Raw genomic sequence first — 22,062 nt, 5'->3', positions numbered from 1 at the left:
GACCCGGTTGAAGAATGACGCTCTCGGCCCCGGTTCCGCTTGCGGATCATCATGATACGAGCGGGTTCGATTGCGGCGTGCCGGTGCTGAACGACTGGCTGGCGCAACGCGCGTTGAAGAATGAGGGCCGGTTTTCGCGGACCTATGTGGTCTGCGAGGGCGACCGGGTGGCGGGCTATTTCTGCATTTCGGCGGGGGCGGTGGAGCGCGGGGCGGCGCCGGGCAAGGTGCGGCGCAATGCGCCGGACGCGATCCCGGTTTCAGTGATCGGGCGGCTGGCGGTGGACAGGACTTGGGCGGGGCGCGGGCTGGGCGCGGACATGCTTTCGGATGCGCTGCGGCGGATCGCGGTGGCGTCGCAGAGCATCGGGATCGGCGCGGTGCTGGTGCAGGCCAAGGACGAGCGGGCGAAGGAGTTTTATTTGGCCTGCGCAGAGTGGGTGGAATATCCGGGGGATAGCCGGACGTTGTTTTTGCCGATCGAGACGGTGGTGGCGGGGTTTGGGTGACGGAGGTATTTAGTGAACTACCACCGTAATTCCTGTCACCATACTCCCTGTCACTGTAATCCCCACCGTAATCCCAACAAGCTAGACAGGCGATAACCTACGCGCGACTGAGGACGAGCTTGACCTGTGGCCTGATCGGTTGACGCGGGCGCGCGTGTGACGACTGGAAAGCACCTCGCTCCTATGCGATACTGGGCTCCGTAGCCAAGCTGTGCGAGCAATCGGCCTAGGAGGTTTGCTGATGCCGGAAACCCTCAGGCCGTACATGGGCCACGAAAGGCAAGATGGCCGCGGCAAATGTAGCAACGATAGTCCTGTCACATTTGAAAGAAGCGGCGATGTGTGGCGCCCGACGGAGTACGACTACAAACGTTGGGGTATGCACGAGCACAGCATCGGTGTGATGATATGTAACGAATGCAGGGAGTTCGTTCGCAAGGTCCCTAGGCCTGGTTACTGACCGGCTGAATATCGCACAGATGTGTGATGCTTTCTCCAGCAACGACGCCCTCACTTCGTTGCATCGTGGGGTCAACATCACGTCAACTTCCAGCTATCATTATACCCCCCCCCGGCGAAGGCCGGCCTAGTCGCGATCAGTCTCGATGGCGGAATCCTCGCCGAAGCTCCGCCGATACTGGGCCCCGGCCTTCGCCGGGGAACTCATTCCAATTGGCCGAATCCCGCTCTAACCCCTACCCCCTCCCCTGCTTCACCCAATCCCCGATCCGCCATCCCCCGAACAGTGCCACGTCCTCGCGGTGGGGCTTTTTCTCCGGGTCAGCCTTGCTCCAGCCGGTGACCTGGTCGAGCGGGGGCAGCACGATCGGGGCGGGTTCGTTGGGGCGGCGCCAGTTGCCGGTGGTTTCGTAGCGTTTGGCGCGCGATCTGGCGCGGGCATGGCGGGCGTCGGCCTGCTTCTCCTCGCGCTTCTCGCGTTCCAGGCGGGCCTGGAGGAGTTCGCGCTTGAGTTCCCAGGGGATGCGGCGGCGCATGATCGCGTCGACTTCGTCGTGCTGCTCGTTGCGCTTGTGGCGGGCGAGGAGTTGCATCGCCTGCGCCGCGGTGAGCGGGGGGATCGGATTGGCGTCGAGGCTGTGCTGCCAGGCGGCGTCGGGGCCTTCGGCGTCCTGCGCGGCGGTGGCGGCTTCGAGCATCGCGGCCTCGAGACGCTCGAGGCCGATGCGGCGGGCCTCGTCCATCTGGCGGGCGAAGGCGGGATCGGCCTTGCGCCGGGCGTAGATGCTGGTGTGGGCATAGCCGGCCGCGGCGGCGGAAAGGCGGACATTGGCGGTGGCGGCGAGCGCGGTGAGGAAGGCCTGGGTCGCGGCGCGGGTCATGCGGTCCGGCGGGCTCAGGCGGAGCTGGAGGCGGCCGGAGGCGGTGCGGGTGATGACGGGCTCGCCGCCCCCTGTGCGGAGTTGGGCGCGCCATTGATCGGCGTCGGTGAGGGCGAGGCTGTTGGGATCGGGCGCCCGTTTGGGTTCGGGCTGGCGCGTGCCGCCGGCGAGGGCGAAGGCGGCGTGGGCGGCGGCGAGGGTCGCGTCCCATTCGGCGGCGAAGGCGGCGTGCCTGGCGCGGCGCTTGGTGAAGGTGGCGCGGTGGACGCCGAGCTCGCGCGCGGCGAGGCGGGCATTGCCGGTGCGGCGCAGCGCTTCGAGGAAGGCGGCGTTCTGGAGGCGCTGGGGATGGGTGAGTGGGCGCGGCATGTTCTCGCAATGTTCCGCGCTGAAATCCTACATTGCAAGGGGCTCCGGCGCGGGGCCCGGCACGCCTTGCGTTCCGCTCCCCCAATCGCTAGATGCGGTGCCCAATCCGACAGCGTGGATGGGAAGCGCCGGCTCCGAGAAGGACCGGGCAGCGGACCCATGCCCCGCAGCCGGCAACATTTTTGAGCAAGGCAGGGCAGATGGCCAGGACCAGTCCCGGAGAATTCATTCGTCAGGTGCGCGCCGAGACCGCCAAGATCGTGTGGCCGACGCAGCGCGAGACGATCATGACCGGCGTGATGGTGATGATCATGACCAGCCTGTTGGGGGTCTTCTTCATCGGGATCGATTCGCTGTTCGACGCGATCGTGAACTTCCTCCTCCGGCTCGCGCAGTAAGGACCGCACACATGTCGCGCTGGTACATCATCCACGCCTATTCGGGCTTCGAGAGCAAGGTCCGCGATTCGATCATGGCGGACGCCACCCGCATGGGGCTCGACCGCTTCGTCGAATCGGTCGAGGTCCCCGTCGAGACCGTCACCGAGGTTCGCCGCGGCAAGAAGGTCCAGTCCGAGCGCAAATTCTTCCCGGGCTATGTGCTCGCCAAGCTCGACATGAACGACGACGTCTATCACCTGGTGAAGAACACGCCGAAGGTGACGGGCTTCCTGGGCGCGATGGGCAAGCCGCAGCCGATCAGCGAGGCCGAGGCCGCGCGCATCCTCAACACCAAGGAGGAAGCCGCCGCCGCGCCCAAGCACAAGATCAGCGTGGATTACGATATCGGCGACACCGTCAAGGTCACCAGCGGCAATTTCGCGACCTTCTCGGGGCTGGTCGAGGAACTCGATTTCGACAAGAGCCGCGTCAAGGTCTCGATCTCGATCTTCGGACGCGCGACGCCGCTGGAGCTGGGCTTCGAGGATGTCGAACGGGTGAAGTAAGCTCGCTGTCGAAAGCATATAGGAAGAGGCCGGGGAGAAATCTCCGGCCTTTTCTTTTGCTTGACTTTGTGCGCCGTGCCGATCGCGCCATTCAGGCTGTTTTTATTGTGCTTGAGGGCGGATCGCCCTTGGATTAGTTTCGTGCCAGTTGCGTAGCCCGGAGCGGCTGCTCCGGTTCCTCAGGGGCAGGAGGCGAGCATGGCCATCGGAAATCTTCGCGGCGGAACTTCGGCACTGGTGCTGGCGGCGGCCACGCTGGCGGGCACGATCGTGCTGAGCGCGTGCAAGCCGGATGGCGCCGGCAACAACAGCAGCGAGGATGTCGCGAGCAATCCGTGCATCGTCGGGCCCGGCAATCTGAGCTCGGCGCTGCCCAATTCGATGGACGCCTCCGAAGTGGGGATGGACTGCTTCGCGTGGCAGAGCTTCATCGCGCTCAACTGGAAGGCCGATCCCAACAATCCCGGCTATCCCGCCAACGTGCCTGCAGCCGATTTCGGCCTGCCGACCGACCAGACGCCCAAGGTGTGGGAGACCTATCTCGAGGCGGCGACGGTGTTCGGCAACGGGCTGAAGGGCCAGTGGAAGGTCAAGCGGCCCGCGGTGAAGACGCTCACGCGCATCTCGAAGACCGGCGATCTCGACCTGAGCGACGTGACCCAGGCGGGCGCCGGGCATCACTGGCTGACCAACCAGCGCGGCGAGATCACCTATTACGAGGTGATGATGAACAAGGACGAATATGAGTTCATCACCGAGCAGAAATGGGACCTGACCACCGCCCAGGGCCAGCTCACCTGCGCGACCCAGCACGGCAAGGTGATCTCGGACAGCTTCCCGCCGCCGACCGGGCCGCTGCGCGGCGGGCTGACGCTGCCCGAGGGCCAGTTCCCCGGCTGGGACGACACCGATTGCGAGGGCAATGTGAAGGCCTATGGCGACCATGTCGGCGCGATGGAGATCAAGGCGAGCTGGACGCCGCTGCCCGAGGATGGCTCGCTCAACTCGCGCTACAAGACCGCGATCGCGATGATCGAGGACCCGACGACGCACAGCATGAAGCAGGTGACCGTCGGGCTGGTGGGGCTGCACATCGCCCGCAAGCGCGTCGCCAACCATCAATGGGTGTGGGCGACCTTCGAGCATATCGACAACAGCCCCGACGAGGGGACCAATGGCGGCGTCACCGATCCGGTGCTGCCCCCCAACCCCAACATCGTGCCGCGCACGGCCTATACCTTCTTCGGCGCGGACTGCGATGCGAAGACCAATTTCTACAAATGCGTGCACAATGCGCCGCCGACCTGGTGCGCCCCGGGGGCACCGGGCTGCACCCCCTCGCCCTATGACGCGACGATGCAGATCACCCGGCTCAACCCGGTGGGCAGCGTCGCGAATTCGGTGACGGCCTGGTATTGGAGCCTGATGCCGGCGGCGTCGGTGTTCAACTATTACCGGCTGATCAACGTGCAATGGCCGCAGACGCCGGGCAACCCGATCGGCCCCAAGGCGACCGTGCCGCTGTCGATGGGCAACCCGATGCCAAAGGGCGCCGCCGGGGGCACGAGCCAGATCCTGGCGAACACGACGCTGGAGAGCTTCCAGCAGACGAGCAACGCCTGCATGGACTGCCACGTCTTCGCCCAGATCGCGCCGCTGCCGACACCGACGCCCACCGGCACGCCCGGAGGATCGCGGCGGCTTGTGAAGCCGGTCGCGGGCGGGGCGCCGGTCTATTCGTCGGATTATTCGTTCCTGTTCGTGACGGAGACGAAGCGGTAGGGGGTGAAGCGCTTCGCAAGTAACGTTGAAATAGATTAGGATAATTTTCAATATTCTATCGAAATATGCTAACCTTTTTCGTCATCGCTAACAATAAGTTCTTTAATTTTCTCCGCGGTTTTTTTTGCGTGAATGAGCCATGCCGCACCTACTCCGGCAGCAATTGGCTCGATTCCAATTATCGCATGCAGCGCGGCGCCCAACAAGCCAATTGCAATAGCCCTTGACCCTCCCTTGGCCAAAAGCGAGCTTGTTTGAACACCGGTATCAACGACAAGATTTGCTGACCATCTTAGTATAGCCGACGTCAAATTTTCCACTGTACGCACGATGCCAAACGCAGCCCGACGCATTGCTTTCTTAGGGCCAGAAATTGCGTCACTCAAAACAAGAAGAGTCTTTGGAACTTCTGGATCAACGTTATCCCTTGTTTCCAGTATGGTGGATAGTTCAGTCGCCATCCTCTTTAGATCTGGTATGTCATTATCATCAAGGTCAGCGAGGGCTGCATTCTCGACAAATTTGCGCCATTCGTAATGCTGTCCAACATAGAGATTCAGGCCATGCGAATATCCCATCATCATTGCTGAGACTGCATCATGGAGTTCATGCGCATAGGCGGCCCGCATATTTTCAAGCGATACGGCGAGTAACCCCGTCCGAATAATATCGCGCCCCGTTGAGAGGCTAGCATGAAGCGAGTCCACCGCCGAGGCCAACCGAGGATCACAGTTTGATCTCTCAAGTTCCGCCCGTAATTTAGCACCGACCTCCAGTAGCACCTCCCGCGCCTGATTTGCCGCAAGCTCAGCGCCCTCCATCGGCACAGGATCTTGGGGAACTATTTTTAACACGCCATCAGTTATTCCAAACTGAGCAGGACCAATTTTTTGAACCGGTGTATTTTTTAGTAATTCATCTCGAAGGCTTGATGTTTTCGCAGGCCCACCGTTCTGACGCGCTCGAGCAACGGTACGCAACGCCCTAATAATTACGGTTACTATACTGTCAGATCTTATATTAGATTCAGATTTATCAAATATATTTGGCAATACCCAAGACGAGCGAAATCTCCCTTTGATACGCTCAAGCTCATTTCCTATGTAAATTACCTCGTCAAACCACCCGTCATCAATATCTTTTTTATCAATCAAAATTGATATTCTAGATGATACGTCTACAAGCAAGGACGCAACATGCCTTGTCTCTTGTGCCTCATATTTACTGCGAGTTACAAATTCACCCAATTCTTTACTTGTAGCGTCTAGCACATACAAGATGTTCCCAAGAGCTTCGTATAGCTCATCCGGAGAAACGCGGTTCGCGGTTTCGATCTCGACTAAGGCCTGCACCGCGTCATGTATGTCTAGGGGAGATGAGACCACAGCTGGATCCTTAACACGAAGAAGGCGCCTTCCATTGTCCAGCAATCAGGGCCAATGGCAACCATATCCAGCGATGCTGTGGTTTGATTTCATCGTTTAGTCCAAAATCTAGACCGCGTCACCGAAGCCGCACTCCCGGTTGCAAAGCGGGCGATCCTCCGCTATGCGCCCGCCCTTCCAAAGCCCACAGCAATGGAATTGCGGGAGGCCGACCCCCGGGACGGACCGCTTGAACCGCTAAACTTGAACCGGGTCCGCCGTCCGCGGCGTGCCCATTACAGAGTGAGACCAATGGCCAAGAAGATCAGCGGCTATATCAAGCTGCAGGTGCCCGCGGGCGCCGCCAATCCGTCGCCCCCGATCGGCCCTGCACTGGGTCAGCGCGGCGTCAACATCATGGAATTCTGCAAGGCGTTCAACGCCGCGACCGGCGACCTGGAAAAGGGCGCGCCGATCCCGACCGTGATCACCGTCTATGCCGACAAGAGCTTTTCGTTCGAGACGAAGACGCCGCCGGCAACCTTCCTCATCAAGAAGGCCGCGAACCTCAAGTCGGGCTCGAAGGAGCCGGGCAAGATCAGCGCGGGCAAGATCGCCCGTTCGAAGCTGAGCGAAATCGCCGAGATCAAGATGAAGGACCTCAACGCCAACGACATCGAGGCCGCGACCAAGATCATCGAAGGCAGCGCCCGCGCGATGGGCCTCGAAGTGGTGGAGGGCTGATCCGATGGCAAAGCTGACCAAGAAGCAGAAGGCGTGGACCGTCGACGCCAACAAGTTCCACGGCGTCGATGAGGCGATCGCGATCGTGCGCGCCAACGCCACCGCCAAGTTCGACGAGACCGTCGAGGTTTCGCTCAACCTGGGCGTCGATCCGCGCCATGCCGACCAGATGGTCCGCGGCGTCGTGACGCTGCCCAAGGGCACCGGCAAGACCGTGCGCGTGGGCGTGTTCGCCAAGGGCGCGAAGGCCGAGGAAGCCAAGGAAGCGGGCGCGGACGTCGTCGGCGCCGAGGACCTGCTCGAGATCGTCCAGGGCGGCAAGATCGACTTCGACCGCTGCATCGCCACGCCCGACATGATGGGCCTGGTCGGCCGCCTCGGCAAGGTGCTGGGCCCCAAGGGCCTGATGCCGAACCCGAAGCTGGGCACCGTGACGATGAACGTCGCCGAGGCCGTCAAGGCCGCCAAGGGCGGTCAGGTCGAGTATCGCGTCGAGAAGGCGGGCATCATCCATTCGGGCATCGGCAAGGCCTCGTTCCCGGCGGAAGACCTGCGCGCGAACTTCGACGCGCTGGTCGATGCGGTGGTCAAGGCCAAGCCGACCGGCGCCAAGGGCAAATATGTCCGCAAGGTCGCGCTCTCGAGCTCGATGGGCCCGGGCGTGAAGATCGATGTGGCGGAAGTCGCTTCGGCCTGAGGCCAGCCTCACGCAAAACGAAGAGGGCCTCGGGAAACCGAGGCCCTTTTTCGTGGGATATCCCAATCCTCACCCGCCAGGGGGAGGTGGCGCCGAAGGCGTCGGAGGGGGAGGACACGAAACAGGGGTGGCCGTTACCCTCCCCCTCCGTCAGGCTGCGCCTGCCACCTCCCCCCCTGGCGGGGGAGGATTGAAGGTCATTCCGCTCCCGTTCAGAAACGATCCGGCAACAACTTCGCTCGTGATCTCACCGCCTTGCGCGCCTATGATCATCTGTGCCTTGCGTAATCGCACGAGGGAGAGGTGATATGCGGTGGTCGGTCGCTTTGATGCTGGCGTTGCTCGCGCCGCTTCCCGCATTGGCGCAGAAGGCCGCACCCGATCCCGGAATCGTCGTCGAGGGCCAGCGCGGCAATGCGCGGCCAATCCCGATGAGCGACTGGTATGTCGCCGAGACCCCGCACGTGCTCGTCTATGCCAAGTCGAACGACAAGCGGATCGTGCGGATCGCGCATAATCTGGAGAAATTGCACTTCCTGCTCTCGATGCTGTTCAACCGCGTCGACGAGGAGGACGATACCGCCAAGCTGCGCGTCACGCTGATCGGCGATTCGGCGGATTTCGGGAAGCTGGGGCTGGCCAATATCCGCTGGCAGCAGGGGCCCTATCCCCGCCAGTTCCCGACGATGCTCTATTACGACCCGCGCGAGGACGGGGCGGTGCTCGCGACCAGCTATACCGACCAGAAGATCATGCTCGAGCAGGGGCAGGGTCCACAGAGCGCCGACCTGGAGCCCGCGCGCGAGAAGGGCTCGGGGGCGCAACAGGGCAACGAGCGGCTGAGCATTCCCTCGGTGCTCGACCCGCCCGCCAATTCGGCGCCCGATCTCAACTTCCTGACGCTCGGGGAGGAAGCGGTCGCGATGACCGCGGAGGGGCGGCTCTATGCCGGCTTCGCGCAGCATTATCTGCTCACTTATTTCCCCGCCGCCTATCCGCGCTGGTATCTCGACGGGATCGGCGAGATCTTCTCGACAGTGAAGGCCGATCAGGACGGGGTGATCGAATATGGCCATCAGCCCGAGGGCTTCCGCGCGGTCACCGAGAAGTTCGGCAATTATCCGATCCAGAAGCTGCTGGACGGCACCTATCTGACCGAGACTAATGTGCGGCCGAGATGGACGCCGTACCGCGCGTGGCAGCTCGCGCACCTGCTGTTCTTCTCGGACGAATGGAAGGAGCCGCTGCATAATTATCTGGCGGCGGTCGCGCGCGGGGCGCCGCCGGCGGAGGCGATGACCGCGTTCGGCGACCTCGAGGCGCTGCGCAAGGAGGCCAACCGCTATTATGGGCGCAAGGCGCCCTATGAGCGGCTGATCTATCCCGCCGACCGCGCGATCGCGCCGCTGATGCGCCAGCTCAACCGCAGCGAGGCGGCCTATGTCGAGGGCAAGCTGGAAATGGGAGCCCGGCTGGAGATCCCGGCGGAACCGGGCGCAGCGCGCGACAGGGCGATCAGGGCGCGCGACGCCTGGCTGGCCGACCAGCGCGCGACCGCGGCGCGCTATCCGACCGACCTCGAATATCAGCTGCTCGTCGCCGAGGCCGATTGCCGGACGGGCCATGACGCCGAATGCCTCGCCATCGCCGAGCGGGTGCTCGCGCTCTCGCCCGAGCGCTCGGGGGCGTTGCTGTGGAAGGGCGTGGCGCTCACGCATCTCGCGATCCAGGGGCCGCAATCGCAGCGCAAGGCCAAGCTGCGCGAGGCGAGGACCCATATCGTCCGCGCCAACCGCGCCGATACCGAGGCGGTGCTGCCGCTCATCGCCTTTTATCGCAGCTATGCCGATGCCGGCGAGCCGGTGCCCGATATGGCGCTGCAGGGGCTGATGAAGGCGTGCGACATCGTCCCCTCCTCCCCCACCACGCGGCTGATGCTCGGCGAGGAGCTGGCGCGGCGCGGCGACGTGACGGGAGCGCGGCGGGCGCTGCTGCCGGTGGCGGCCGGGGCCTATGATTCGCCCGAGCGGGCGCGCGCGCAGGCGGTGCTCGCGCGCCTGTCCCACTAGGCGTCACGACATCTGAGCAAACGCATTGCGCCGCCCGCGCGGCTGTGTGACAGCGCTGACCGAGGGCCCGGCGCCCGTGATGGAGAGGAATAGATGCGTTTCCTGCGTTCCGGCCTTGCGGCGCTCGCGCTGCTGCTTCCCCTCCCCGCGCTGGCGCAGGTCACGCCCGGCCAGGATCAGGGCATCCTCGTCCAGGGCCAGCGCGGCGACAAGCCGAGCAACTGGCGCGTCGCCGAGACCGACCATGTGATCGTCTATAGCGACGGCGGCGAGGCCGAGCTGACCCGAATCGCGCATAATCTGGAGCGGCTGCACTTCCTGCTCTCGATGCTGCTCAACCGCTATGGCAAGCCCGACGACACGATCAAATTGCGCGTGACCTTGGTGGGCGACACCGCCGAGTTCGACGCGATGGACCTGCACAATGTCCGATCGGCGCAGGGGCCGTTCGCCCAGGCCTTCCAGATGCAGCGCTATTATGACCCGCGCGAGGACGGCGCGGTGATGGCCGCGGGACGATACAGCATGAGCGCGGTGATCGAGCCGCCGCAGACAGTCGATATCCAGGGGATGAATCTCGATCCGCCGCAGCAGGACCCGGCGAGCGGCGGCTTCAACAGCACCTTCCTGGGCGCGAGCAGCGAGAGCCGCGCGCTGACGGGAGGTGGTAATGTGGTGCCGATCAGCGCGGAGGGGCGGCTCTATGCCGGCTTCGCGCAGCATTATCTGCTTACTTATTTCCCCGCCGCCTATCCGCGCTGGTATCTCGACGGATTCGGCGAGCTGTTCGCGACGATCCGCGTCACCGCCGACGGCGAGATCGAATATGGCCGCATGCCCGAAGGCTATTGGCGCGTGATCGATTCCTTCCGCGCGATTGCGGTGAAGGACATCGTCACCGGGCGCTATCTCACCGAGGCGGTGCGCGGCAAATGGACGCCTTTCCACGCCTGGATCCTCACCCACTATCTCTTCTTCTCGGCGGAGCGCCGCCCGCAATTCTCCCGCTATCTCGCCGCGATCGGCCGAGGTGCCTCGCTGGAGGAGGCATCCAGCGAGTTCGGCGATCTCGACAAGCTCGGCGCCGAGGTGCGCGCCTATGACAATAAGCGGCTGCCCTATGAGCGGATGACCTATCCGCCCGCGCTCGCCGACGAGCCCGTCGTCACGCGGCTGACCGAGAGCCAGGCGGCGTTCCTGAAAGGGCGGATCGAACTCGGCTCGCGCATCGAGATTCCCGCCGGCCCGCCCGAGCTGCGTGCCCGCGCGATCGCCGCGCGCGACCGCTGGCTGGGGCGGCTGCGCCAGGACGCGCGCCGCTATTCGTCCAACCTCGAGGCGCAATTGCTGCTCGCCGAAGCCGAATGCCGCAGCGCCAACAATGCCGAATGCCTGGCGGCGGCCGAAGCGGCGCTGCGCATCATGCCCACCGACGCGCGCGCGCTCGGATGGAAGGGCGTGGCGCAGGCGCAGCTCGCCATTGCGGGTCCCGCGGGCGAGCGCCCGGGCAGGCTGCGTGCCGCGCGCGGCACGATCGTGCAGGCGAACCGTGCGGACACCGAATCGACGCTGCCGCTGATCGGCTATTTCCGCAGCTTCTCGAACGCGGGCGAAGCCCCGCCCGAAGTCGCGCTGGTCGGGCTGCTCAAGGCGGTCGATGCCGTCCCCGCGGCGCCGGGCCCACGCCTGCTGCTCGGCGAGGAACTGGCGCGCCAGGGCCAGGGCGAAGCGGCGCGCAGGATCCTCGAGCCGGTGGCGCATGGGCCGTACGACTCGCCCGAACGCGCGCGGGCGCAGGAGATACTGGACTCGCTGCCGAAGCGGTGAGTGCTCGCTGAGGTGGCGATCTTCCTCTCCCATCGGGAGAGGTAGCGAAGCTTGGCAGCTTGCTGCCTAGCGTAGCTCGGTGAGGGGTTACACGCTCTCGATTGGGCGGATCCCCTCACCCAGCTCCGACTAAGGCCGGCTGAAGAAGCCGACCTAAGTCTGCGCAACCCTCTCCCGATGGGAGAGGGAAGGCGGGCGGCGAGGCGGCCCACCCATCATGGTCAATTTTTCCTGAAGACCCCCTCCCTGAACACCCCTTAGCGGGTTCGCCCCGAATGGCGTTGGGGGGCCGGAGGCGGAATAAACGGCTCATCCTCAGGGACGGAGCGACGGCCATGTACCGGTTCACGCACGACGACGAAGACGGCATCCTCGAAATCCGCGTCGAAGGCTTCATGCCGCTCGCCGCCTTCCCGGCCTATGCGCACGAGTTTCGCAGCCATGTCCGCGAGGCGCGGATGTGCGGCCGGCCGGTGCGGCTGATGATCGACCTCAGGGGCAGCGCCGCCTTCCCCGCCGACGTCGCCGACCGCATCGCCCGGCTCGAGCATGAGCTGCTCACCTCGGCGCTCGACCGAATCGCGGTGATCGCGATGCCGGGCGCCAAGGCGAGCCGCACGATCGCCACCTCGGGCCGCAGCCACAGCTTCGCCAATGCGGGCGAGGCGCGGCGCTGGCTGCTCGCCTTCGCGCACCATCCGATGCGCCGCGCGGCCTGACGCCGCCTAATTCGGGCTGCGATCGACCTTGTAGCCATTCTTCCAGATTGCCGCGATCGCCAGGGTCGCGCCGATCATCATGGTCGGGTCGCCCTCGACGAGCAGCAGATCGGCCCGATAGCCCCTGAGGATGCGGCCCCGCCCCGCCAGCGCGAAGTAGCGCGCGGGGAGCGCGGTGGCGGCCGAGAGCGCCTCTGCGGGGGTCAGCCCCGCCTGCACCAGCAATTGCAGCTCACCATGGAGCGAGACGCCGTGCGCCGTTCCCGGCCCGGGCGCGTCAGTGCCCGCGAGAAGCGGGATGCCGGCGGCATGAAGCGCGCGGGCGACCGCGAGGACGGTGGGGAAACTCTCCGGATGCGGGGTCGGGAAGCGGACGGTCATCGTCCGGTCCTGGTTGGCGGTTAGGAACGGCGCGACGCGCGGATCGGCCGCGAGTCCGGTGGCGAAGGGCGCGCCCGCTACCCCCGCGATCACACTGAGCGTCGTTTCGAAGAAGACGCCGCGCCGCCTGGCCTCGCGCAACAGCGCGGCATCGGGCATGGCATCGCCGAACAGATGCGCGAGCCCGTCGGCGCCGCAGGCGATCGCGGCGCGGGCATCCTCGCGGACCGAGATATGGACGATCGCCTTGCGTTTGTGCCGATGCGCGGCGGCGATGGCGGCGCAGACCGTTTCGCGCGAGAGCGCCGGAAGCTGCTCGCGCGGGTTCCCCAGCCCCTCATGTTCGAGGATGATCTTGATATAGTCCGAGCCCTCGGCGACGCGCGCGGCGACGAAGGCCTCGGCATCGGCCGGATCGGTGAGCACCGGCATGGCCTGGCCGGGCGGGAGCATCCGCGCGGGATGGCCACCGGGGGCCGAAACGCCGATCCCGGCGGACCAGGTATCGGCGGCGGTGACCCGGCCGCGCGAGTCGCGCTGGGCGCGCCAGGGGCCGAAGGTGGCAGTCAGGCTGAACATGTCGAGTTCGGCGGTGACGCCGAAGCGGAGCGCGTCGCGCTGGGCGCCCGGGAAGACATGGACGTGCGCGTCGATCAACCCGGGAAGCAGGGTCTTGCCCGCGCCCTCGATCACGCTCAGCCCGCGCGGGATCGCGGCGTCCCTGCCGATGGCGGCGATGCGCCCGTCGCGCACCACGACATTGGCGTGCGGGATCGTCCGCAGCCCATCGAAGACGCGCACGTCGCGCACGGCAAAGCTGTTGTCCGGCCCCGCCAGCGCGGGTGAGGCCGAAACCAACCCTGCGAGCAGGGCGAGAAATGTGAATCGCATGATGTTTCTCCCGGCCCCTCTGGCGCGAGGCAGGCCATGGCGCGGCGGCGGGGGCAACCCGGGGCACGGCGCTTTGGCGTCAGCCGTGCGAGGGTTGGCGCGAACCGTGCGGCGGGATCAGGACGGGCTTTCGAACTGCGCCATGCCGAGCCGCGCCTGGAGCGCGTCCCGATAGCTGCGGCTCGCGGCGACGCGGCGGCCGCTGGCGAGAAGCAGCTCGCAATCGCCGTTGCGGCGCTCGTCGAGCGCGCGGATCCGGTCGAGCCGGACGATCGTCGAGCGGTGGACGCGGGCGAATTCGGCGGGATCGAGCCGCGCTTCGAGATCGCCCAGTTGGCCGCGGATGACATGGACCGCCTCGCCCGCATGGATGCAGAGATAATGGCCCGCGACATCGACATGATCGATCGCGCGCGTTTCGAGCACGTCGGTCCGGCCTTTCTCGCGGATCGCGAGGCGGGCAGGATAGGTCTGGGTGGCGGCGGCAAGCGGATGCGCGCGGGCGAGCGCCTGTCCGATCGCCGCGACCGCGACATAGATGGGGACGCTGTAGAAGGCGGTGATCGCCACCGCGATACCGAAATGGCTCCAGGAACCCACCGGGTTCACCAGAAGCGTCAGCGCCCGCCCCGCGAGCGCGACGAGGGGGATCACGATCACCCCGACCATCGCATGCACCAGCAGCCGCTCGACGCGTCGCTGCGCCACGGGGAAGCGCTGGGCGAGCCACAGCATCAGCGGGGTCGCCGCCATCCAGGGCACGAAGCTGAGCAAGACGAGTAGGAAGACGCCGCCGCCATCGGCGCCGTGGCCGCCCGCCCGCTCGACCAGGAGCGTCGCGGGGGTCCAGGCCAATGCGAGCAGCAGCCACGCGCCGACGATCGCCGGGACGAACCACAAGCGTGCGCGCAGGGGGCGGCTGGCGATCATTCGCCCGCTATATCACCAACCCGCACCGCCGCGAGGGGCAAGGCGTTGACTTTCGTCCCAATCCCGCTATTGGCGCGCCTCCTCCTTCGGGAGGAATCCGTCCGAGACAGCGAGTGACCGGATCTGCCGGTCTTGATTTCTCGCCTAGACGGGGACTGATATTCCACCGGCCCTCGCCCTGCGCGAGCGTTCGGGTCACGCCCAGGGAAAGCCTGGCCGCGACGATCATGCCCCCTCACTGGACAGTTGTAACCGGGCCTCCCGCAAGGGCGGCCCAATGAGGAGAATGGCATGGATCGTGCTCAAAAGGCCGAAGCCGTCGCCGAACTGAACGCAACCTTCAACGAGGTCGGCGTGGTGGTCGTCACCCGCAACCTCGGCCTCTCGGTCGCCCAGTCGACCGTGCTGCGCAACAAGATGCGGGAAGCCGGCGCGACCTACAAGGTCTCGAAGAACAAGCTTGCCAAGATCGCGCTCAACGGCACCGACTATCTTTCGCTCGGCGAACTGCTCACCGGTCCGGTGGGTCTCGCTTCGTCGAAGGACCCCGTCGCGGCCGCCAAGGTGGCGATCGACTTCGCGAAGACCAACGACAAGCTCGAGATCGTCGGCGGCGCAATGGGCACCACCGTGCTCGACGCCGAGGGCGTGAAGGCGCTGGCTTCGATGCCGTCGCTCGATGAGCTTCGCGCGAAGATCGTGGGCCTGCTGGTTGCTCCGGCGACCAAGCTCGCGACCGTCACGCAGGCGCCGGCGGCTCAGCTCGCCCGCGTGCTCAAGGCCTATGCGGAGAAGGAAGCGGCGTAAGCCCTTCCGGCAACTATTTCCCTGAACAACCTGATTTGAATGGAGTTTTAACATGGCTGACCTGAACAAGCTCGTCGACGATCTGTCGGCTCTGACCGTCCTCGAGGCCGCTGAGCTCTCGAAGCTGCTCGAAGAGAAGTGGGGCGTTTCGGCCGCCGCTGCCGTCGCCGTTGCCGGCCCGGGCGCCGCTGCCCCGGGCGCCGCTGCCCCGGCTGCGGAAGAGCAGACCGAGTTCGACGTGATCCTGACCAGCGATGGCGGCAAGAAGATCAACGTCATCAAGGAAGTCCGCGCGATCACCAACCTCGGCCTGACCGAGGCGAAGACCCTGGTCGAGACCGCGAACGCCAAGGTCAAGGAAGGCGTCTCGAAGGACGAGGCCGAGAAGATCAAGAAGCAGCTCGAGGAAGCCGGCGCGACCGTCGAGATCAAGTAATCTCGCGGCTGCATCCGCAGTCTCACATGAAGGGGCGGTCCGGAAACGGGCCGCCCTTTTGCGTTCCGCTCAGTAATCGAACCAGAAGACGATGCGGGTGGGGAAACCACCTCGCTCATAAACCTCGAGCAGCGCGAGCAATGCCGCCCATTCAACCGCCGGGCCATCCTCGAAACTGTCGAGGACGCGGCGATATTCGTCGGTCGTCAGCCAGCTGTGATCGATCAGATCGGGATCGAGAATCTTCTCCTGGCGCTCGTCGTACCAGCGCGTCTTGCCCTCCGCGACCATCTGCTCCGCCTCGGCACGCGATATGGTGTAGTCGGATCGCCAATCGCCATCGACGTGGATGACGACGTGCTTTTCCGCTTCGGGACTGAGCCCCGCGGGCAAGCCGCGGAGCGGGAACAGCGCCATCGACCGCGCGCGGCCCAGCCGGTCGAACAAGGTCCGGTTTCGCCCGACAAAGACTTCGCCGCATATCCCCCACCACTGCGCGTCGTCATCGAGGCGTGCTTCGCAATAGATGTTGATGTCGATGCCCATCGCCGTCCGCTCCGTTTCGGGGGAGGCGGTGGCACCGGCGTCGCGGCGCGACTGGCGTCCCCTTCCCGCCCGGACTATCCTGTCCGGCACCTCAAGGGGAGTCGAACCGATGAAACATGCGATCCTGGCCCTGACCCTGTGCGTCCCCCTCGCGGCCTGCAACGCGCCCGCGATCGACAATGGCGCGGCGACGGCGCAGGACCGGTCGGCCGCCGATGCGGTGAAGGCGGTCGAGGCCGATCTCGCCGCGGCGTACAAGGCAAAGGATGCGGCCAAGGTCGCCTCCTTCTACGCCGCCGACGCGGACATCGTCGTCCCCTTCCAGGCGCCGCGTTCGGGCGCGGATTCGGAGAAATCGGCCACCACCGACTTTGCCGACCCGGCCTTCGCGCTCGATTTCGCCAATGCCCGCACCGAAATCTCGCCCGCGGGCGACATGGCCTATACGCGCGGCACCTACACGGTCAGCTATACCAATCCGGGCGACAAATCGGTCGCGACCCAGGCGGGGAACTACGTCACCGTCTTCCGCAAGACCGCCGAGGGCGGGTGGAAGATCGTCCAGGATATCGCCAGCCCGGGGCCTTCGGCGAACTGATCCAAACCCAAACTGTTCGTGCTGAGTAGAGACCGAGTAGCCGAAGGCGTATCGAGGGCTCGTATCGAAGCACAGTGGGACTCAGGTCCTTCGATACGCGCTTTCGATACGCTCCTTCGGAGCTACTCAATCGCTACTCAGGACGAACGGGTGGAGTTGGGTAGCCGACCTTACTCCGCCGCGGCGGAGACCGGCTTGGGGAAATAGCGGTTCGCGTTGAGCCGGTCGAGGCGCTGGGCGCCGCGATCGAGCCAGATCGGGCCGAGCTTTTCGCCCTGCCCGCCGATGCCGACCATGAAGTCCGCGCTGTGGTGCTTGACGGTGAGCCCCGAGCGCCAGCGGATATCGACCATCAGGATCGGCACGAACATCGGCCGCCCGCCGACCTCGACCACATTGATCTTGTCGGGCGTCAGCGGGAGCTTGCCCGTCATCCGCCCGCCGGCCTGGGGGCCAAGGGTGAAGGGATCGATGACGGGCGGCATCTGGGTGGCGTGGAAGTTGGCGATCAGGCCATCCTGCATTTCGTTGGCGCTCATCAGGGCATAGGCGATCCGCAGGCCCTCGGCATTGGACGGCATGGCATTGGCGATCGACAGCTCGAATTCGAGCACCGCGCCGGTATCGGCCAGATCGAGCGCGATCGGGCGGAGCTCGACGACGATGGGTTCGGCGGGCGGAGCCGGGCGCGGCGCGGGTTTGGGCGCGGGGGGCGGCGGCGGAGCCGCGGCGGGAGCCGGCGGAGGCGCGGCGGGACGCGGCGGCGCGACCGCCACCGGTTCCTCGACGGGCGCGGGGCGGCGCCCGCGGCCGAGCAGCCAGCCGAGCAGCACCAGCACCGCGGCCATCGCGGCGCCGACGAGGATCCAGAGCCATGGGATGCCCTGTTCGGCGGCGGGTAGCGGCGCGGGCGTCGGGGTCGAAACCGGGGTCGCGCTGGGGATCGCCACCGGTCTCGTCGAGGTCACGATGAGTTCGTCCGACGGAGTCGGCCGGACGGTGGGGCCTGCAACGGGCGCAGGGGTCGGCGTTGGCTGAGCCGCCGGGCGCACGGCGGCCGGCGTCGGGCGCGGTGCGGGGGTCGACCGCGCCGCAGGTGTCGGGCTGGGCCGCGGTGCGGGAGGCGGCGTCGGCCGCGCAGCGGGCGTCGGGGTCGGCTGCGGGGTCGGGCGCGGCGGCTGAGCACCCGAGGGTTGCAGGCTGAAGCCATTGGCACCCGGCAGCGTGATGATCGCGGGCGACCGGCGCGGGGCCGGAGTCGGCGCGGGGGTCGGGGTGCCCTGCTGGGCGTGCGCGGGCGAAGCGAGCAGGAGGGGCGCGAGCAGGGCCAAGGCGGCCGCGCCCGTCATCAGGCGCCCGATCCGGGAATTGCGCGACGTCACGCCGCCGGACTTAGGGCTGCGAATCTGAATTTCACCTGCACGCGGCCAACGCTTCACCGGACTTTTCCTTCGATTGCCCGCCGCTCGCGCCTGCCCTAGAGGCCTCCCCGATGGGGAGCCCCAAGTGACAGCCACGCAACCCGGCGCGCGGATCGGTTACATCCCGGCCATCGACGGCTTGCGCGCCGTCGCGGTCGGATCGGTGATCCTCTATCACCTCTGGCCGGGGCTGCTACCCGGCGGCTTCACCGGCGTCGACATCTTCTTCGTGATTTCGGGCTTCGTCGTCACCGGATCGATGGCGGGGAAACGTTTCGAGAGCCTCAAGGAGCTGCTGCTCGCCTTTTATGCGCGGCGGCTGATGCGGATCATGCCGGCGCTGGTGGCGATGCTGCTCGCGGCGATCCTGGCGACCCAGCTGTTCGTGCCCGATGCCTGGCTGTCGAACAGCGTCGCGGTGACAGGCAAGCTGGCGTTCGCGGGGCTGAGCAATATCGCCCTCGCCTTCGACAGCGACAGCTATTTCGGGCCGCAGGCGGGGTATAACCCCTTCACCCACAGCTGGTCGCTGGGGGTGGAGGAGCAATTCTATCTGCTCTTCCCGTTCCTGCTCCACCGCCGCCAGACCGACGAACGCGGGGTGATCCGGCTGGTCGCGATCCTCTCGCTCGCCTCGTTCGCGCTGTGCGGGGTGCTCGCCTATGTCGATCCCAAGCTCGCCTTCTACCTGATCGTGACGCGCTTCTGGGAGCTGGGCACGGGGATGCTGCTGCGCCTGACGCTCGAGCGGTGGAAGCCGTGGCTGGCAGCGCACGGCGGCGGGCCGCTCGTCCTTGCGGGGCTGGCGCTGGTGGCGGGTGGGCTGGCGATCCCGCGGATCGGGACCACCCCCTTCCCCTTCGCGCTGCTGCCGGTGATCGGTACCGCGGTGCTGATCGCGGCGGTGTGCGCTTTCCCGAAGGCGGCGGTGACGCGGCTGCTCGAGACGCGCGCGATGGTAGGCGTGGGGCGCCTCTCCTACTCGCTCTATCTGTGGCACTGGCCGGTGTTCGTGCTGTTCCGCTGGACGACGGGGCTCGAGGCGCTGCCGTTGCAGCTGACCGCGCTGGCACTGGCGTGCGGGCTTGCCACCCTCTCCTATTTCCTCGTCGAGCAGCCGCTGCGGACCAACAAGCACATCTCCGCCGCCCCGCGCGGACGGGTGGTGGCGTTCGCGCTGGGGGGCGTGGGGGTCTCGGCGCTGGCGGGGGTGGCGTTGTTCATGGCGCATGACCAGGTGACGCTGAGCGTCACTCGCGATCACGCCGCCTGGTATGCCGACGAACGCCATCCGCTCGATCCCAGGCTGGCGAATTGCACCGTGCGCGAAGAGGTTTTCTCCTTCGGGGGAGGCAAGGAGAGCGTCTGGATCCCGGAGGGCTGCAATACCCCGCCCGCAGGCTTCACGCTCTATACGGTGGGGGATTCGCACAATCTCGCTTACGCCCCCAATTACCGCCAGCTCGCGGCCGAGCTAGGCGTGCCGGTCCATGCCTGGTTCAAGGCGGGCTGTCCGGTGATGAAGCTGACCGAGAGCCACGCCTCGCGCCCGCGGTGCAAGGGCTGGTACGACGCGCTGGTCGCCGAGATCGGCGCGCGCGCGAAGCGAGGGGATGTGGTGTTCATGCCGTCGCTCAGGCTGACCCGCTTCACCAATCAGTTCGAGGGCGACCGCGACATCCTGAACGCCAAGCCGGATCGGGTGGCGCCGGAGAGCCTGGCCGAGGCGCAGGCGACCCTGAACGGCTGGACGCAGCATGGGCTGGGGCTGGTGATCGAGGCGCCCAAGCCGATGTTCCGCAGCCCGCCCTTCCGTTGCTCGGACTGGTTCAACCGGGACAATCCGATCTGTCATGGGCTGAGCGTGCCGCGGGCCGAGCTGCTCTCGCGGCAGAAGCCGGTGAGCGATGCGATCCAGACGCTTGCCGCGCGCCTGCCCGGGCTGTTCGTGTGGGATCCGTTCCCTGCGCTGTGCCCGGGGGAGGTGTGCCAGGCGCAGGCCGGGGGGAAGCCGCTGTTTTTCGACGGGGACCATCTGAGCGGCGCGGGGAATGATTTGCTCTATCCCGGGCTGCGGGGGGCGGTGATGGCGGCTTCGGACTGGAGCCTGCATCGTTGAAAATCCTCCCCCGCCAGGGGGAGGTGGCGCCGAAGGCGACGGAGGGGGAGGACACGAAACAAGCATGGCCGCCGCCCTCCCCCTCCGTCAGCTACGCTGACACCTCCCCCTGGCGGGGGAGGATTTGGGATGGCAGACGGAAAGGCCCCGCCCCTCTCGCGAAGGACGGGGCCAATCGGTCTCCGGAAAACCCGGATCAGGCGTGGGCGGGTTTGCCCACCAGCTCGGCCGCGACGTCGCGGTGCATCTCCGGGCGGTCGAAGGCGATCGGCTCGAGCCGCTCGCTCTCGCCCCACAGGCCGACGCGGAAGGTGGCCGAGGTGCGGCCCTCGCTCCCGTCGGCCATGGTGTAGCGGGCGTCTGCGACCACCATCGGCGAGAATTCATGCTCGTTCAGCGTATCCTTGCGGACCGCCAGCGTGGCATCGACGCGGGTGCCCTCGCCCGGCTTGATCGTGACCGGCGGGACCGTCGTGTCCGCGCTGCGCTCGATCAGCAGCTCCTCCATGTGGCCGGCGTCGCCATCGGCGAGCAGGAAAGTGGAGATGCGGACATCCTTGGCGGGCAGATCGCCGGCATTGGCGACGGTCAGCTCGAGCTCGACCAACGCCTCGTCCGCGCTGGTGCCCGCGCGGACCGGGCGCATGCCGAATTCGAGCCAGGGCCGCTGGGCGATCGGCGCCTTGCTGGTGAGGCCGGCAAGATCGTCATTGTCGGCATGGTGGAGCTCGGCCTCGGCGGCGGGCTCGGCAAAATTGGGGTCGGGTTCGTTATCGACCGTGTCGCCCACCCCCAGCGCGACCGAAGGGGCGACGCGGGCGACTTCGGGCTCGTGGCGCGGCTGGATGCGCTCGGCGACCGGCTCGCGCGCGACCAGGGGCGTGGCGGCGACGGGCTCGTACGCCTCGTACGGCTCCTCATAGACCACGTCATCGTCGCGGCGGCGGCGGAACAGCAGGGCCGCGGCGATGCCCGCGACGATCAACGCGCCGACCAGCAGCCACGGCCAGATCGGCATCGGGGCCTGCGCCGGAGCGGTGGTTTCGGTGGTCGCGGTCTCGCTGGTCTGGGCTTCGACAGGTGCCGGGGGGGCGGCTTCGGGAGCCGGGATCGGGGCCGGAGCCTCGGCGGCGGGCTGCGGCGCGGCGGCCTGGGGGGCCGGGGCGGGCGCAGGAGCCGGAGCGGGCGTGGTCGCGCGCGTCACCTGACGCGTGGCGGTGGTGGTGGTGGTGGTGGAAGCCGGACGGCGCACGGCGGCGCGCGGCGCGGCGCGGGCGGGCGCGGCCTCGGGCGTGTCAGGGACGCTCTGCACGACCGGCGACGCGGGCGCGATCGTGATCGTCGGAGCGGGCGCAGGCGCGGGAGCAGGCGCAGGGACGGTCGACACCACCGGCGGCGGCGTCACCTGGGTGTCCTGCGCCCAGGCTGGAGTGGAAAGGAGCGCGGCACCGATAAACAGTGCGGCGCGGGGGCTAAGCTTTACGGGTCTGTTTTTCATGACGGGGGTTCAATGAATGGAACCCCCTAAAAGCTCCGCTCCCGCGCGGTGGCCCGTGTCTTCACGCCG

Annotated in this window: 20 protein-coding genes; 13 read left to right on the top strand and 7 right to left on the bottom strand. The window is 66.5% G+C overall.

All coding sequences use genetic code 11. The features are described from left to right. Positions 1–14 precede the first annotated feature (14 nt). Positions 15–509, top strand: coding sequence for a GNAT family N-acetyltransferase (locus OF829_RS09670; protein WP_264939805.1), 495 nt, complete (start codon positions 15–17; stop codon positions 507–509). Positions 510–1,204: 695 nt separating this feature from the next. Here the strand turns inward: OF829_RS09670 and OF829_RS09665 are convergent. Beyond that, positions 1,205–2,218 carry a hypothetical protein gene (locus OF829_RS09665; RefSeq protein WP_264939804.1) on the bottom strand — a complete coding sequence of 338 codons (1,014 nt, stop codon included), beginning with the start codon at positions 2,216–2,218 and terminating at the stop codon, positions 1,205–1,207. Positions 2,219–2,418: 200 nt separating this feature from the next. On the opposite strand from OF829_RS09665, the gene secE reads away from it, so the two are divergent. From secE to OF829_RS09650, 3 genes are all read left to right on the top strand, one after another. Continuing rightward, entirely contained in the window at positions 2,419–2,616 is a 198-nt protein-coding gene (gene secE, locus OF829_RS09660) for a preprotein translocase subunit SecE (RefSeq protein ID WP_264939803.1), read from the top strand. Between the two features lie 11 nt (positions 2,617–2,627). Then, complete coding sequence (gene nusG, locus OF829_RS09655) at positions 2,628–3,164, top strand: transcription termination/antitermination protein NusG (RefSeq protein WP_264939802.1); 537 nt, start codon at positions 2,628–2,630, stop codon at positions 3,162–3,164. Between the two features lie 198 nt (positions 3,165–3,362). Then, positions 3,363–4,946, top strand: a complete 1,584-nt coding sequence (locus OF829_RS09650) for a hypothetical protein (RefSeq protein WP_264939801.1) — start codon at positions 3,363–3,365, stop codon at positions 4,944–4,946. A 68-nt stretch (positions 4,947–5,014) separates the two neighbouring features. Here OF829_RS09650 and OF829_RS09645 read toward each other — a convergent pair whose 3' ends face one another. Beyond that, positions 5,015–6,223: a hypothetical protein gene (locus tag OF829_RS09645; protein ID WP_264939800.1), complete on the bottom strand. Its 1,209-nt coding sequence runs from the start codon at positions 6,221–6,223 to the stop codon at positions 5,015–5,017. Positions 6,224–6,622: 399 nt separating this feature from the next. Between OF829_RS09645 and rplK the strand changes: the two genes are divergently transcribed. The 5 genes from rplK (at position 6,623) to OF829_RS09620 (ending at position 12,366) form a co-directional block, all read left to right on the top strand. Further along, positions 6,623–7,054 carry a 50S ribosomal protein L11 gene (gene rplK, locus OF829_RS09640; RefSeq protein ID WP_264939799.1) on the top strand — a complete coding sequence of 144 codons (432 nt, stop codon included), beginning with the start codon at positions 6,623–6,625 and terminating at the stop codon, positions 7,052–7,054. Positions 7,055–7,058: 4 nt separating this feature from the next. Further along, positions 7,059–7,751, top strand: coding sequence for a 50S ribosomal protein L1 (gene rplA, locus OF829_RS09635; protein ID WP_264939798.1), 693 nt, complete (start codon positions 7,059–7,061; stop codon positions 7,749–7,751). Between the two features lie 308 nt (positions 7,752–8,059). Continuing rightward, positions 8,060–9,820 carry a tetratricopeptide repeat protein gene (locus tag OF829_RS09630; RefSeq protein WP_264939797.1) on the top strand — a complete coding sequence of 587 codons (1,761 nt, stop codon included), beginning with the start codon at positions 8,060–8,062 and terminating at the stop codon, positions 9,818–9,820. 93 nt (positions 9,821–9,913) lie between these two features. After that, a complete protein-coding gene (locus tag OF829_RS09625) occupies positions 9,914–11,647 on the top strand; it encodes a hypothetical protein (RefSeq protein ID WP_264939796.1) in 1,734 nt (577 codons plus the stop codon). A gap of 335 nt (positions 11,648–11,982) precedes the next feature. Continuing rightward, the gene (locus tag OF829_RS09620; protein ID WP_264939795.1) at positions 11,983–12,366 is read left to right on the top strand and encodes an STAS/SEC14 domain-containing protein; all 384 of its coding nucleotides are present in this window, start codon (positions 11,983–11,985) and stop codon (positions 12,364–12,366) included. Positions 12,367–12,372: 6 nt separating this feature from the next. Here the strand turns inward: OF829_RS09620 and OF829_RS09615 are convergent, their stop codons facing one another. Then, positions 12,373–13,638 carry an amidohydrolase family protein gene (locus OF829_RS09615; RefSeq protein ID WP_264939794.1) on the bottom strand — a complete coding sequence of 422 codons (1,266 nt, stop codon included), beginning with the start codon at positions 13,636–13,638 and terminating at the stop codon, positions 12,373–12,375. Positions 13,639–13,755: 117 nt separating this feature from the next. Then, positions 13,756–14,568, bottom strand: coding sequence for a LytTR family DNA-binding domain-containing protein (locus OF829_RS09610; protein ID WP_264939793.1), 813 nt, complete (start codon positions 14,566–14,568; stop codon positions 13,756–13,758). A gap of 291 nt (positions 14,569–14,859) precedes the next feature. Between OF829_RS09610 and rplJ the strand changes: the two genes are divergently transcribed. Together rplJ and rplL are read left to right on the top strand one after the other, a co-directional pair. Beyond that, a complete protein-coding gene (gene rplJ, locus OF829_RS09605; protein ID WP_264939792.1) occupies positions 14,860–15,375 on the top strand; it encodes a 50S ribosomal protein L10 in 516 nt (171 codons plus the stop codon). Positions 15,376–15,427: 52 nt separating this feature from the next. Continuing rightward, positions 15,428–15,811 carry a 50S ribosomal protein L7/L12 gene (gene rplL, locus OF829_RS09600; RefSeq protein WP_264939791.1) on the top strand — a complete coding sequence of 128 codons (384 nt, stop codon included), beginning with the start codon at positions 15,428–15,430 and terminating at the stop codon, positions 15,809–15,811. A gap of 69 nt (positions 15,812–15,880) precedes the next feature. Here the strand turns inward: rplL and OF829_RS09595 are convergent, their stop codons facing one another. Then, a complete protein-coding gene (locus tag OF829_RS09595; RefSeq protein ID WP_264939790.1) occupies positions 15,881–16,357 on the bottom strand; it encodes a hypothetical protein in 477 nt (158 codons plus the stop codon). A gap of 109 nt (positions 16,358–16,466) precedes the next feature. On the opposite strand from OF829_RS09595, the gene OF829_RS09590 reads away from it, so the two are divergent. Continuing rightward, positions 16,467–16,955 (top strand): YybH family protein, encoded by a 489-nt coding sequence (locus OF829_RS09590; protein WP_264939789.1) that lies wholly within the window; start codon positions 16,467–16,469, stop codon positions 16,953–16,955. A gap of 170 nt (positions 16,956–17,125) precedes the next feature. Here OF829_RS09590 and OF829_RS09585 read toward each other — a convergent pair whose 3' ends face one another. Further along, positions 17,126–18,304: a hypothetical protein gene (locus OF829_RS09585; RefSeq protein ID WP_264939788.1), complete on the bottom strand. Its 1,179-nt coding sequence runs from the start codon at positions 18,302–18,304 to the stop codon at positions 17,126–17,128. Between the two features lie 157 nt (positions 18,305–18,461). On the opposite strand from OF829_RS09585, the gene OF829_RS09580 reads away from it, so the two are divergent. Further along, positions 18,462–20,495, top strand: a complete 2,034-nt coding sequence (locus OF829_RS09580; protein WP_264939787.1) for an acyltransferase family protein — start codon at positions 18,462–18,464, stop codon at positions 20,493–20,495. A 196-nt stretch (positions 20,496–20,691) separates the two neighbouring features. On the opposite strand, the gene OF829_RS09575 is transcribed toward OF829_RS09580, so the two are convergent. Next, a complete protein-coding gene (locus tag OF829_RS09575; protein WP_264939786.1) occupies positions 20,692–21,993 on the bottom strand; it encodes a hypothetical protein in 1,302 nt (433 codons plus the stop codon). Positions 21,994–22,062: the final 69 nt, after the last annotated feature.

Origin of the sequence: Sphingomonas caeni (genome assembly GCF_026013415.1) — a bacterium.
Classification (GTDB): domain Bacteria; phylum Pseudomonadota; class Alphaproteobacteria; order Sphingomonadales; family Sphingomonadaceae; genus Sphingomonas; species Sphingomonas caeni.
The sequence above is the reverse complement of the archived record's forward strand: the minus strand, read 5'-3'. Positions and strand labels throughout refer to the sequence as shown.